The 14443-nt window shown below is 46.7% G+C and carries 11 protein-coding genes; all 11 read left to right on the top strand.

Annotation, left to right across the window (positions count from 1 at the left end; all coding sequences use genetic code 11):
• The 11 genes from G588_RS0110010 to G588_RS0109960 all read left to right on the top strand — a co-directional run bounded on the left by G588_RS0110010 (position 1) and on the right by G588_RS0109960 (position 14413).
• On the top strand, positions 1-474 hold the full coding sequence (locus tag G588_RS0110010) for a GtrA family protein (protein ID WP_022778601.1): 474 nt from the start codon (positions 1-3) through the stop codon (positions 472-474).
• Positions 475-484: 10 nt separating this feature from the next.
• Positions 485-1621, top strand: coding sequence for a dTDP-4-amino-4,6-dideoxygalactose transaminase (rffA, locus tag G588_RS0110005; protein ID WP_022778600.1), 1137 nt, complete (start codon positions 485-487; stop codon positions 1619-1621).
• A gap of 70 nt (positions 1622-1691) precedes the next feature.
• Positions 1692-3560 carry a hypothetical protein gene (locus tag G588_RS0110000; RefSeq protein WP_022778599.1) on the top strand — a complete coding sequence of 623 codons (1869 nt, stop codon included), beginning with the start codon at positions 1692-1694 and terminating at the stop codon, positions 3558-3560.
• A gap of 45 nt (positions 3561-3605) precedes the next feature.
• Complete coding sequence (locus G588_RS0109995; protein ID WP_035788285.1) at positions 3606-4139, top strand: GNAT family N-acetyltransferase; 534 nt, start codon at positions 3606-3608, stop codon at positions 4137-4139.
• Positions 4140-4174: 35 nt separating this feature from the next.
• Positions 4175-5134 (top strand): glycosyltransferase family 2 protein, encoded by a 960-nt coding sequence (locus tag G588_RS0109990; protein WP_022778597.1) that lies wholly within the window; start codon positions 4175-4177, stop codon positions 5132-5134.
• 55 nt (positions 5135-5189) lie between these two features.
• Positions 5190-6839: a DUF6020 family protein gene (locus G588_RS0109985; RefSeq protein WP_196804970.1), complete on the top strand. Its 1650-nt coding sequence runs from the start codon at positions 5190-5192 to the stop codon at positions 6837-6839.
• Between the two features lie 68 nt (positions 6840-6907).
• Positions 6908-9571, top strand: coding sequence for a hypothetical protein (locus G588_RS0109980; protein WP_022778595.1), 2664 nt, complete (start codon positions 6908-6910; stop codon positions 9569-9571).
• Positions 9568-11496 (top strand): polysaccharide biosynthesis protein, encoded by a 1929-nt coding sequence (locus tag G588_RS0109975; RefSeq protein ID WP_022778594.1) that lies wholly within the window; start codon positions 9568-9570, stop codon positions 11494-11496. The genes G588_RS0109980 and G588_RS0109975 overlap by 4 nt, the downstream gene beginning before the upstream one ends.
• Before the next feature lie 80 nt (positions 11497-11576).
• Positions 11577-12848 (top strand): DegT/DnrJ/EryC1/StrS family aminotransferase, encoded by a 1272-nt coding sequence (locus G588_RS0109970; RefSeq protein WP_022778593.1) that lies wholly within the window; start codon positions 11577-11579, stop codon positions 12846-12848.
• A 282-nt stretch (positions 12849-13130) separates the two neighbouring features.
• On the top strand, positions 13131-13358 hold the full coding sequence (locus G588_RS0109965) for a hypothetical protein (RefSeq protein ID WP_155830778.1): 228 nt from the start codon (positions 13131-13133) through the stop codon (positions 13356-13358).
• 11 nt (positions 13359-13369) lie between these two features.
• The gene (locus tag G588_RS0109960) at positions 13370-14413 is read left to right on the top strand and encodes a hypothetical protein (protein ID WP_022778591.1); all 1044 of its coding nucleotides are present in this window, start codon (positions 13370-13372) and stop codon (positions 14411-14413) included.
• Positions 14414-14443 lie beyond the last annotated feature (30 nt).

Raw genomic sequence — 14443 nt, 5'->3', positions numbered from 1 at the left:
ATGGAGAATTCAACCAAAAAGAAGGATATTTTTGACAGGATCATGTCTCTTCCTGTACTGAATATTTTCGAACCATTTTATACCAAGCACAAGGAAGGCCTTATGTACCTGTTTTTCGGTGGACTGGCTTTCTTTCTGAGCATTTTCCTGTTCTGGTTCATGGACAGTGTGCTGCATATGAATGCGGTGCTTAACAACACCATTGACTGGATCATTTGCGTGGCTTTCCAGTTTTTTACCAACAGAACCTGGGTTTTTGACGGTCATGTTGAGACCAAAGGGGAATTTCTGAAACAGGCAGGCTCATTTACTGCAGGAAGACTTTTTACACTGGTGGTTGAAGATATTATTATCCTGGTGTTCATTAATATGCTGGGCTTCCCATCAATGCCTGTGAAGCTGGCAGCAACCTTTATCGTAATAGCACTTAACTATGTTATCAGCAAACTGATTGTTTTCAAAAAGAAGGATTGAGGACTGAAATATGCGTATAAACTTCAATGTACCACCCTACACAGGCAAAGAATTCGAATATATCAGGGAGTGCGTAGAGAATCAGAAGATCTGCGGCGACGGCCCCTATACAGAGAAGGCCAACAAGTGGATCGAGGCTAAGACCGGCTGCAGCAAGGCACTTCTTACAACCTCCTGCACTCATGCTACAGAGATGTCTGCACTTCTTGCAGGAATAAAAGAGGGTGATGAGGTCATCATGTCCTCCTACACCTTCGTATCAACAGCTAACGCCTTTGTTCTTCGCGGAGCCAAGGTTGTATTTGTTGATATCAGACCCGATACCATGAACCTCGATGAGAACCTTATCGAGCAGGCCATCACACCAAGGACAAGAGCAATCGTGCCCATGCACTATGCGGGAGTTGCCTGTGAGATGGATACCATCATGGATATTGCAAAGAGACACGGCCTTCTTGTTATCGAGGATGCTGCTCAGGGCGTAATGTCCACCTACAAGGGCAAGGCGCTGGGAGCCATCGGAGATTTCGGCAACTACAGCTTCCATGAGACCAAGAACTACAGCATGGGCGAGGGAGGAGCGCTGCTTCTTCGCGACGAGACCTATGTGGACGATGCCATAATCATCAGAGAAAAGGGAACCAACAGAACCCTGTACAAGCTTGGCAAGGTTGATAAGTACAGCTGGATCGAGCCCGGCTCTTCATATCTTCCAAGTGATATGAACGCCGCATACCTCTATGCACAGCTTGAGCTCGCAGATGAGATCAACAATGCCAGAATGGATCACTGGAACAGATACAATGAGGCTCTTATGCCTCTTAAGGAAGCCGGCTTTATCGAGCTTCCTGTAGTTCCTGAGGAATGCGTTCACAACGCGCACATGTACTACATCAAGTGCAAGGACTTCGAGGAGAGAAAGGGACTTATTGATTACCTCACAGGTCATGACATTCTTCCCGCTTCTCACTATGTTCCTCTTCATTCCTCCAAGGCAGGCGTTAAGTACAGCGTATTTAGCGGAGAGGACAGATACACAACCAAGGAAAGCGAGAGACTCCTTCGTCTTCCTATGTATTACAAGCTCACAGATGAGGATCTGGACGAAGTTGTCATGAGAGTCAAGGAATTCTACAAGTTTACCTGAAGCAGTGGGGATGACAAAAGAACCGTCCCTGTGTCATCAGAACCGTTCCTGTGACAGCTAAGGAGTATACATGGCCAAGACACGAAGAACTGACAATTACATAGTTACGGCCGTGCTGATCGCCTGCGTTTTCGTCATTGCAGGTTTCTTCGGCGACTATTATTATGACCTGAACGACGATGTTTTAATCAAAGATATACTCTCCGGCAGCTACACCGGCGTGCCGGAGGGCCACAATATTCAGATGCTATACCCGATCAGTGCTCTCATTTCCCTGTTCTACAAGGTGGCGAGAGCGCTTCCCTGGTACGGCATCTTTTTATGTGTGATCCAATACGGATGTTTTGCACTCATCATCAAGAGGACTGTGGATGCACTGGCCTTTTCCGAGAAGGGCTTTTGGAAAAAGATAATATTCCTTCTCTTTGAAGCGGGTATTGTCCTGGGACTGTTCCTTCCGCATCTGGTGTATGTTCAGTACACGGTGACCTGCGGGCTTATGTCGGCCACCGCAGCATTTTTGATACTTACCAAAAAAGATGATGAGAACAACATGTATGTGGTTCCGCTTATTCTGCTCCTGGCAGCTTTTTGCATCAGGTCTGAGATGCTTCTTTTGACGCTTCCGATGGTTCTGGTGGCGATTCTTATGAAGTATGTATTGGTATGCTTCGAGATAGATCTGAGCGGCATGAAGTCGGCGGAGGGCAGCTCCTATCAGGAAAAGAGGAACTATTTTATTAAGTATCTCAACCTCTGCCTTGGAATCCTCTCAGGGATTCTGGTATGCCTTGCGATCAACAAGCTGGCATATTTGTCACCTGAATGGAAGGAGTTCACGACTCTTTTTGAGAACAGAACGGAACTCTACGATTTCCAGAGTATACCTGATTACAATGAGAACAAGGCCTTCTACGACAGCATAGGAATGAGTGAGAGCTCCCAGAAACTCCTTCTTAACTACAATTTCGGACTGGATGAGAGCATTGATGCCGGGATGCTGGGGCAGATCGCAGACTACGCAGCTACCATACGAACTGACGAAAAGCCTATGGGAACCCGTATTGCAGAGGCTGCAAGACTCTATTTCTACAGACTGTGCCATGTATCTGCACCTAAGGGATATGAGTATCCGATGACGGATTTTCCTTGGAACATACCGGTACTTATTTTGTACGTGGCAGCTTTTATCGGCTGTTTTGGCGCCTTTAACTGGGATATGAAGAAAACGGTCGCATCGCTCCTATTGCTGGTTCTGGTGTTTGCCTGCAGGACGAGTCTGTGGATGTATATAATCGTAAGGGGAAGAGATCCCATAAGGATCACACATCCTTTGTATCTTTTGGAGATTCTCATCCTGGCAGGTATGATACTTGCTCTGTACTGCCTTCGCGGAAGTTACAGCAAGGACAAGGAACCGTTTTTTGACAGGGTACTGTTGGGATTTATGTGCGCTTCGACTGTGGCGGTCTTCGTGGGAATGCCTTATGAAGTCGCTGTGGTTGACAGAGAGCTCATCAGGAGAACCTCATCCCTTACCAGATATGAGACCCTTAACGAATACATGAAGGAGAGGAGCGATAATTACTACCTTATCGACGTGTACACCAGCGTCTCCTTCGCTACAGTAACCGGTAACGACGAAGCAACCTATTCAGAGAAGATGTTTGGCGGCGTCGGCAACAGCGGCTATAACCACGACCTTCTTGGGGGCTGGGCAAGTAAGAGTCCTCTCAGCGTAAAAAAGCTACATGACAGAGGCTATTCCTCCATGGAAGAAGCGCTGGTTTCGCCGGGAGTTTATTTTGTTCAGAACCTTGATACGGATACTGACTGGCTTGTGGACTACTATGCTTCCAAGGGTAAGACCGTTACGGTATCGCGGGTTGATACCGTGGAGGAAGTATTCGGAATATACAGCGTTTATGTATCTGAATAATATGACTTGGCTAATTCTGATGCTATGAAGAATAAAAGGTGAAAAATGGAAGATAGATTTTTGGCAGTGGGAAAAAACATATCCCTCAGGAAGATAACAAGAGACGATACACATCTCGTTATCAAATGGAGAAACAACGAAAGAGTGAGAAGTCACTTTATATACAGAGAAACCTTTACGGCACCGCACCATGAGAACTGGTTAAAAGAGAAGGTGGACACCGGCAAGGTGCTGCAGCTCATCATCTGCGAGAACGACAGAGATCACAGACCCGTGGGCAGCGTGTACTTTATTTTCCGAAATGAAGACAGGACCGAGGCGGAGTACGGGATCTTCATCGGAGAGGACGACGCAGTAGGCAAGGGCTATGGCAATGAGACCGCCGTTCTTGCGACGGAATATGTGAAGGAGAACACTCCCATCAAGAAGCTGATCCTTCGGGTTTTCACTTCCAATGAGGTGGCCAGAAAGAGCTATGAGTACGGCGGCTTTGTTAAAATACAGGATCTGCCCGCAGTGGAGTGCAGTGATGGTGAAAAAAGTGATATGATATTGATGGAGAAAATTTTAAAAGAGTAATCCAAAGAAACTGATTGAAAGGCAGATTTTTATTGATGGTCAAGAACCTGATAAGCTACGTTATTCCCTGCTACAGATCCGAGAACACCATTGAGAGTGTTATAGACGAGATAGCAGCTACAATGAAAAAAGATAAATTAAAGGGCTACTCCTACGAGATAATCCTTGTTAACGACGGCTCCCCCGACAACACCTGGGGGAAGATCAAGGAGCTGTGTAACGGCCCGAGGAAAGATGTTATTACAGGAATCAACTTCGCCAAGAACTTCGGCCAGCACGCCGCTCTCATGGCAGGACTTAGAGCCAGCAAGGGCGAATATGTCATCTGTCTTGACGACGACGGACAGACCCCTGCGGATGAAGCTGACAAGCTGATAGATGCCGTGGTTAAAGGCGCCGATGTTGCCTATGCAAGATATGCCAACAAGCAGCACAGCCTCTTCAGGAACTTCGGAACAGCCATGAATGAGTGGATGGCAAGTGCAATGCTGGGTAAACCCAAGGAACTGTACGTATCCAGTTATTTTATAGCCAGGAGATTTGTAGTTGATCAGATGCTCACCTATGAGAGCTCCTATCCCTACGTAATAGGCCTGGTACTTAGAACCACCAGAAACATCGTCAATGTTGACGTTACCCACAGAAAGAGAGAGGTGGGAGAGAGCGGCTATACCCTTGGCAAGCTCATAGCCCTTTGGATCAACGGCTTTACCGCCTTTTCCATCAAGCCCTTAAGAATAGCCACCATGTCCGGCGGAATCTTTGCGGTAGTGGGTATACTCTACGGTATTTACACAGTTATCAAGAAATTTGTTAATCCCAACGTCCCTGTTGGTTTCTCAGCCATGATGAGTGCAATCATGTTCATTGGGGGAATGATGATGCTCATGCAAGGTATGATCGGGGAGTATGTTGGAAGAATATACATCGCGCAGAACAAGAACCCTCAGTATGTAATTCGCGAGACAACAAGAGATGAAGAGGATGAGGCCTGACTTAAATACGGGGAACACAATTAAACAGGAAAAAAATGTCATATCAGCCTGGCTTTTGTCAGGCTTATTTGGCGTTTTATCGGGACTTTTTTTCGTGCTTGGTTATCAGCTTGAAAACAATGACTGCATCAATCTGAGTGACCGGAATGCAATGCTGACTATGCTGTGCATGATGATAATCATCACCGTCGATACCAGGTACGTCTGGAGAAATTATGACGCCCAGAGGCAGGGAGCCAAGCTGTTTGGATTATTTCAGACAAATGTGGCCAAAGAGCCCGGTGGCGTGATCGAGACTTCTCCCTTTACGTCGGCAGATTATCTCACCACCTGGGGAGCGCTGGCTCTTATGAACCTGCCGGTTCTTCTGGCGGAGTTCCCGGGATTCTTCGTGTACGATGCACAGGATGAGCTGAATGAGGTGCTGACAAGGAGTTTTTCTACACATCACCCGCTTCTTCATGTGCTGCTTCTCGGAGGCATCATAGCCTTTGTTCATAAAGCCACAGGCTCCTGGAATCTTGGTATTTTCACCTACATAGTTTTCCAGATGCTGATAATTACTGCAATCTTCGCCTATACACTTATGTACTTGCATAAAAGAGGTATCGGCAAGAGGTCAAGGATTCTGTGGACCTTGTATTACGGTCTTTTCCCAACGATAGTCATGTATACGCTCTGCTCAAGTAAGGACGGGCTGTTTTCGGCGTTTCTCCTTCTTCTTACGGTGCTGCTGGCTCAGCTTACGGATGATCCCGCTCTTTTTATACAGAAAAAGAGCAGAGCTGCAGCCCTGTGTATAACTGCCTTCCTGATGCCGTGCTTCAGGCACAACGGCTTTTATGCGTATCTTGTGTTTATTCCCTTTGGACTTATCTATCTGTGGAAACATGTTGATACCAAAAAGCTGTTTGGAAAGCTGTCGGCGCTGTTGGTGATCCCGGTCGTAGCATATCTTGTGTTCAACAGTGTGCTGGCGGCGGTCTTTGCATCAGAGGGAACGCACCATCAGGAGATGCTGACTGTTCCTATTATGCAGATGGCAAGAGTCTACAAATACGATAGGCAGTCCATGTCGCAGGAGGATATTGACACGCTGGTTTCCTATATTCCGGAGGCTAATCTTGAGAAGTACACCGAGAGAGTGTCGGACCTTGTGAAGGTGGATTTTAACAACGAATACTATGAGCAGAACAAGGCAGGTTTCTGGGGACTGTGGTGGAAGCTGTTTAAGAAGCATCCCATGGTGTATCTGAACGCCTGGCTTCTTACCTCCTACGGATATGTATATCCGCCGGCCAATATCAACGTATACAAGGGCGGAACCATGTTCACGTTCACCTATGAGCATTCCTCCTATTTCGGATATGAGGTGGAGCAGCCCGGAGAGAGGCACAGCTTTATCCCTGTGATTGACAGTCTCTACAGATACCTTTCCATCGGAACCTTCCATGATGATGCCAAGGCTTTGTACCTTCTGTTTTCACCGGGAATGATGCTCCTTATCTATCTGTTTGTGCTGCTGTACAGGCTTCGCATCAGGGATTTCAAGGGGATCATACCTTTTTTACCCATGGTGCTGACCTTCCTTACGGTGCTGCTGGGTCCTACATACCTTGTGAGATACGTGGTATATCTGTGGCTGTGTCTTCCGCTTCTTTTGTGCAACAGAAGGCTTGGAGCGGCCCCGGCCAAGGTTGTATAAGAACCGCATTCTGTGATAATATTTAATGATGGCTTTTTAGGCTTAAAATTACTATCGGGAATAGATAAATGAGAAGAATAATAACCAGGAAGACGGCAATAGAAGTGACAATTCTATTGCTTACACTTATTTGCATAATGACCATATGGCCCCTCAGGATTTTTGCTGATACCTTCGAATATTCAGCCGGTGGCAATCTCCTGGAGGAGACCGTTACCGTCAACCTTGAGAACAATGCGGTTCAGAAGTTTGTCACCCGTTTCGACAGACTAAGGTCCGTGGACGTATATGTCTCCGAGATGCTCAACGGCAGATATATCAGCGTGGCGGTCAGGAACGAGAATAACGAAGAGCTTGTTAAGGTTCCTGTGGATACGGCGGATTATCAGCTGCCTGCCTATGTCAATGTCCCCATGGAGATTGATGTGGAACCGGGCAAGGAGTATTATCTTTTGTTCGAGTCCTGCAGATCCAAATATATGCTAAGTCTTGAGGATATTCCGGAGAATCCCGAATATGTTGGAAGCCTGTACTCTCGTTGGGCTGAGATTCCGGGAAGACACGCTGCATGCTATTACAATTACAAGGTGCCCATGTCCAGGTCAAGGTCAATTAAGTGTATCGGAATTATTGCAGCTATCGCATTTGCTTTGATACTTGCAGAGACTATATATTTCAGGAAAAAGCCTGAGAAGAACACGCTTCTTACTATTGGAAAGCTGATAAAGTATGTGGCTAACCCGCTTAATGCGATTGTTTTTCTGACGCTGATGATCATGGTATTTCCGCTTAAGCTTTTTGATGCTCGTGCGACGGATATCATCTTTTACGAGATCGGACTTATCATCTGCGCAGGCATAGGGTTCTACGCCATCAACCACAATGTGGTCAAACAGAATGTGGGCGTATCCTTCTGGCAGAGTATTGACAATGCGGATAGGCCAAGGGACTGCCTTATGATGTTCTCAATAGCAATGTCCCTGTGGTATGCAAGCTGCTACATGAACGACCTCTACGACATATATCACACCCTTTCCGAGAGAAGGATGGTCATCTGGCTCATAATCACGATGCTGCTCACCTTCACCTTCAGAGAGGCCTTCAATATCCCCAATCTTGTGTGGCTTGCAGCTTCCCTGGTAGCGGGGATCAGATATTACGACGTTCATCGCCTTGCTGAGACGGAAAAAGAGTACGACCTTCACAACATGGCCCTCAAGTATGGCATCATCATCGTTATCCTGGGCGGCTTCGTTGTTATAAGTCTTGTGAGAAGGGCCATCGCGCTTATCAGGAAAAAGGCTCTTCGCATTATAGGCCATGAGGAAGACAGGACCACTATTTCTGCTTTTGCGATACTTCTTCTGGTATTCATGGCAGCGCTTATAATATTCAGGAACACCAGATGGTGGGGAGTTGCCCTGTCAGTCGTATTCGTGTGCCTGTATCTTAGGATCGCGGGATGGAAGGGAAGAAAGAACTGGTACAAGGTTCTTGCGGGCGGCCTTATGGTCAACTTTCTCTTATCACTGGTATTTAGTCTTCTGCACAGATATTTTGCGGGCTTTGTCAGCGGAAGATTTGCTTTTATCTTCCACACAGTAACCGTCACAGCCGAGTATCTGTCGCTTATGGCAGCAGTGGCTACGGTTATGCTGGTTGCCAAGATTGTTGCTATACCTAGGAAAATGGGCATTGTTGTCCTCTTTAAATCCGCCTGGAAGGAAATCGTCCTCTTTGGCTGGATCATATCCTATGCGATATTTACGGTATCAAGGACTGCTATACTGGCCATTGCCGTTACCGTGATCGCAGTGCTGCTGGTGACTGTCTCCGTTCACAAGAAGCAGTTCATCAGGATCGTTGCTCTTATGGCGGCAGCAGCTATTATCTGCTTCCCCGGGGCCTTTACATTGCAGAGACTCATTCCTGCCATTGTTGCCAAGCCTACATTCTATGTCATTGACGATACGGATGTGCTTGTAAGAGGCGGAGCAGACTGGGACAACACCAACTTTATGTGTGTTGAGAGATTCGCAGGACTTTTTGCTGAGAAGATTCTTGGCGTAAGTCTTGGAGACTATAACTATCCTATCGATGTCAACAACTATGACAGCGAAGGCAAGCCTATTTATGACAACTATGGATTTAACGGTGACAAGAGCTTCGAGTTCGAGGAGCAAAACAGCGGCTCTTCCCAGGATACACCCGATGATCAGGGTAGAAACGATGAAGGAGTGACTGCTCCGGCAGACAGGCTCCTGGTAGCTATTCCCGGAACAGAGGCTGAGCGCCATATCATCTCCGAAGAAATGGGCGGCTATGTTGACACCACCGACAGACTTGATATGCTTTCCAACGGAAGGATAACCATATTTAAGTCCTATGCAAAGGAACTGAACCTTACGGGACATGATGAGATGGGAGCCCTCCTTCCCAACGGAGAGATCGCAGTTCACGCCCACAACACCTATATGCAGGTGGCTTACGACAACGGAGTGCCGGTGGGAATACTGTTTATTGTGGTACTGATTACAGCAGCGGTTCTGGGAGTTTCGATCTACAAGAAAAATCACAGTACCAACCCTATACTGCTGTTAATATTTGCTGTTATAATGGCTTTTGCTTTTGCGGGAATATCTGAGTGGGTGTTCCAGCTGTGCAATCCCATGACAGTGGCACTTATGCTTGCGTTTGCAGGACTTACCTATAAGGAAACGTTGAATAAATGAAAAAAGAACCCTTTAATTATGCCAAATTATACAGAAGGACAGGACTGATAATCTACGATATTATCAGCGTCATCGCTGCCAGCTATATCGCGATTCTTTTGAGGTACAATTTTCACATAGATGAGATCCCGGATCACTTCATGAATCCGGTAACAAAGTTTTTGCCGATAAATATTATCATCACGCTGGTTGTGTTCTATGCCTTCAAGCTCTATGACAGCCTCTGGGCCTATGCCGGAGAGCGTGAGATGCAGAACCTGGTTATGGGCTGTGCTCTCTCAGGTGTTATTAACGCCATCGGACTTCAGTTTTTCAAGTCACATACACAGCCGGTGCCTCAGAGTTACTATTTCCTGTATGCTTTTTTCCTGCTGACATTTATCTTCGCCAGCAGGTTCTCCTACAGGTTCCTTCGCAGTCAGAAGCACAGAGCGGAGAACAGGCACAACTCCAAGGCGGTTATGATAATAGGCGCCGGTGAAGCGGCTAACATCATCATCAAGGAGATTATTACCAGCAACTATTCCACCATGTCCATCAAGTGCATCATCGACGATGATTCCAACAAATGGGGCAAGTACATCCAGGGAATCAGAGTTGTGGGAGGCAGAGACAGGATCGTTGAGTGTGCAGATCTCTATGATATTGACGAGATAATCGTGGCAATTCCTTCGGTATCAAGGGCTGAGATGAAGAAGCTCCTTGATATATGTAAAGATACAGATTGTAAGCTTCGTTCACTTCCCGGAATGTACCAGCTGGTTAACGGCGAGGTAAATGTATCAAGACTTCGTGACGTTGAGGTTGAGGACCTTCTCGGAAGAGACCCCATTGCGGTTGACATCGATTCCATCGCAGGTTATGTGAAGGACAAGGTGGTTATGGTAACGGGAGGCGGCGGATCCATCGGCTCAGAGCTCTGCAGACAGATCGCATCCCACGGACCCAAGAGACTTATCATTGTTGATATTTACGAGAACAATGCCTACGACATCCAGCAGGAACTTAAGAACAAGTACAAGGAGCTGGATCTGGTGGTTCTTATCGCATCAGTAAGAAATACCTTAAGGATCAACAATATTTTTGACGAATACAAGCCGGATATCGTATATCACGCAGCTGCCCACAAGCACGTGCCTCTTATGGAGGACAGCCCGGGAGAAGCTATCAAGAACAACGTCTTCGGAACCTGGAAAACTGCCATGGCAGCAGCCAATAACGGCTGTAAGAAGTTTGTTCTCATCTCCACAGACAAGGCTGTTAACCCCACCAATATCATGGGCGCCAGCAAGCGTATCTGCGAGATGATAGTTCAGACCTTTAACAAGCATTATGAAACTGAGTTCGTTGCGGTAAGATTCGGTAACGTCCTTGGCTCCAACGGCTCGGTTATTCCTCTTTTCAAGAAGCAGATAGCGGCCGGAGGTCCCGTTACAGTTACGGACCCTAACATCATCCGTTATTTCATGACCATTTCTGAGGCAGTATCTCTGGTACTTCAGGCGGGAGCCTTTGCCAAGGGCGGAGAGATCTTCGTTTTGGACATGGGTGAGCCCGTAAGGATCCTGGATCTTGCCGAGAACCTGATCAAGCTCTCAGGCTACAAGGTGGGCGAGGACATCAGAATCGAGTTCACCGGACTTCGCCCCGGCGAGAAGCTCTATGAGGAGATGCTCATGGACGAGGAGGGCCTTCAGGACACAGCCAACAGAATGATCCACATCGGTAAGCCTATCGATATGGATGAGATGAGATTTTTTGCTCAGCTTGAGAAGCTCAACAGAGCCGCCAGAGAAGAGGCTCCTGAGATCCGCGAGCTTGTGAAGGAGATTGTAGAGACCTATCACCCCGATGTCCACAGATATGTAATGACAAGGGAGAGAAAGGAAGCCCTGAACAAGGCCGCCGAGGAAATTAACGGCTAAATGGTGACAGGCACTTTAACGTGATGAAGTGACAGGCACTTTAGTATAGCAAAGTGACAGGCACCTAAGAGGAGAATTTTATGGAAATTAAACCTTTTGAGAAAAAAGTATGGCTGTCATCTCCGACTATGCATGGAGATGAGATTAAGTATATGCAGGAAGCCTATGAAACCAACTGGATGAGTACGGTAGGCGCCAACATAAATGAATCGGAGAAGCAGATCGCAGAGTTTATCGGCTGCAAGGATGCGGTGGCTCTTTCTTCGGGAACCGCTGCGCTTCACCTTGCGATCAAGCTGGCAGGTGAGAGGCTCTATGGACTTCCGAGAGTTGGACATGGATCTCTGGAGGGTAAAAAAGTATTCTGCTCCGATATGACCTTCGATGCCACCGTCAATCCCGTGGCCTATGAAGGCGGAGAAGCAGTGTTTATCGATACCGAGTATGACACCTGGAACATGGATCCCAAGGCTCTTGAGAAGGCCTTTGAGATATACCCTGAGGTAAAGCTGGTGGTGATCGCTCACCTCTACGGAACTCCCGGCAAGGTTGATGAGCTGAGAGCTGTCTGTGATAAGCACGGAGCTCTTATTGTGGAGGATGCCGCCGAGTCACTGGGAGCAACCTACAAGGGTGTTCAGACAGGAAGATTTGGAGATTACAGCATTATCTCTTTTAACGGAAACAAGATAATCACAGGATCTTCAGGCGGAATGTTCCTTACAGACAATGTGGAGGACGCCCACAAGGTCCGCAAGTGGTCCACCCAGTCCAGGGAGGACGCTGCCTGGTATCAGCATGAGGAGCTGGGCTTCAACTACCGTATGAGCAATGTTATCGCCGGAGTTGTAAGGGGACAGATCCCATATCTTGGTGAGCATATCGCCCAGAAAAAAGCTATTTATGAGAGATACAAAGAGGGACTTAAGGGCCTTCCGGTATCCATGAATCCTATAGATTTCGCAAACAGCGAGCCCAACTACTGGCTCTCCTGCCTTATCATCGACAAGGATGCTATGTGCAAGCAGGTCAGAGGCGAGAAGGATGCACTCTATGTGACAGAAGCACGTAAGAGCTGCCCTACAGAGATACTTGAGAAGATCGCTGCAATCAATGCGGAGGGACGTCCTATCTGGAAGCCGATGCATATGCAGCCGGTTTACAGGATGAATCCTTTTATTACGGCGAGCGGACAGGGAAGAGCGAGAAGTAATGCCTACATTGATGAGGGGGTTACGCCTGATGTGGGTATGGATATCTTCGAGCGCGGCCTGTGCCTTCCTTCCGACAACAAAATGACGCCTGAGCAGCAGGATGTGATCATTGAAGTTATAAAGAAATGCTTTGAGTAGTGTTGAGTGAGGTCGTGCCTCCGCCGCAGAGAAAAGCCTGAGTATACAAAAATATGTCTCACGGTGCTAAACGCTTCAACAAGCCCAGGACATGAAGTGTTTCGTGCATAAGGCACTCACACTTCATTGGTCTTGTTTACGCAGCCCCGAAATCGACATTTTTTTGTATACTCAGGCTTTTTCTGCTACGGAGGCGCTCGGTACAGGCAAACACAAGGTTTCAATAGATGCATATCTGACAATGCAACAGTACACTAGAAATCTTCCCTGCTGCGGAGGCGCTTGGGACAATCAGAGATGTGGAACTCAAATAGTGTAGATTTGTTAATGCAACAGTACACTAGAGATCTTCCCTGCTGCGGGGGCGCTTGGGACAATCAGAGATGTGGAACTCAATTGGTGGAGATTTGTGGTTGCAGGGAAGATATAAAAAGATATAAAATTGAATCAGAAGATATAAAAAGATATAAAAGGGAAATGCAACATATAAAGAGATATAAAGAGATATAAAGAGGTATAAAATGCCAAATCCTTTTACCATATCATTTGGAACAACACCTGCGCAGTACATCTCCAGAATCACGCAGACGAATCAGATACTTGAGAGCTTTACTGCTGAGAGAGCCGCCAATCAGGTATTTATGCTGACGGGAATACGAGGCTGTGGCAAGACGGTACTGATGACTGATATCTCAGAGAGGCTTCGCAGTGAAAAGAATTGGATAGTATTGGAGCTGAGTCCTGAGAGGGATATGCTGGCAGCTTTGGCGGCGAATCTCTATGCAATTCCGGAGTTACATGCTCTTTTTATCAAGGCTAAATTGAACTTCTCGGCACTGGGACTTGGCGCATCAATAGAGAATGCGGCGCCGGTTACGGATTACGAGGTGGCTGTGGACAGAATGCTTGAGCATCTGACTAAGGCAGGCAAAAGGCTCCTTATAACCGTTGACGAAGTTACTAACACCCCTAATGTGAAAGTTTTTGCAGCTGCATTTCAGATATACTTAAGGAAAAGCTACCAGGTGTATCTGATCATGACAGGACTCTATGACAATATTTATGACCTTCAGAATGAAAAGACACTTACATTCCTGTACAGGGCTCCTAAGATAGTGCTTGAGCCACTGAATTATACTGCAATTGTTGCTCATTACAAAAAGGTGTTTGAGCTGGAAAACGAGAGAGCTGAAGAAATGGCAAAGCTCACCAAGGGTTATTCCTATGCATTTCAGGTGCTGGGGTATCTTATGTGGGACAGCAAGGACAGAAATCTTGAGGATATCCTTCCTGAATATGATCAGTACCTTGAAGAGTATATTTACGATAAAATATGGTCAGAACTATCCGAAACTGACAAAAGAGTGCTCTGTAAGATGGTGGAGACCGGGGAAACTAATGTCAGCATTCTCCGTGAGAAGCTTGATATGTCCACATCACAGTTTTCTGTTTACAGAGACAGATTAAAGAGAAAAGGACTTCTTAATACATCACAGTATGGTCATATTTCCCTTTATCTGCCGAGATTTGATAATTATGTGAGAAATCATGCGGATTTTGTGTGATGATCTAAATATTACTGATACCGGAGGATA

Source organism: Butyrivibrio sp. AE3009, from assembly GCF_000420845.1.
Classification (GTDB): Bacteria; Bacillota; Clostridia; order Lachnospirales; family Lachnospiraceae; genus Butyrivibrio.
Note: the sequence above shows the minus strand (reverse complement) of the source record. Positions and strands in the feature narration are given on the sequence as shown.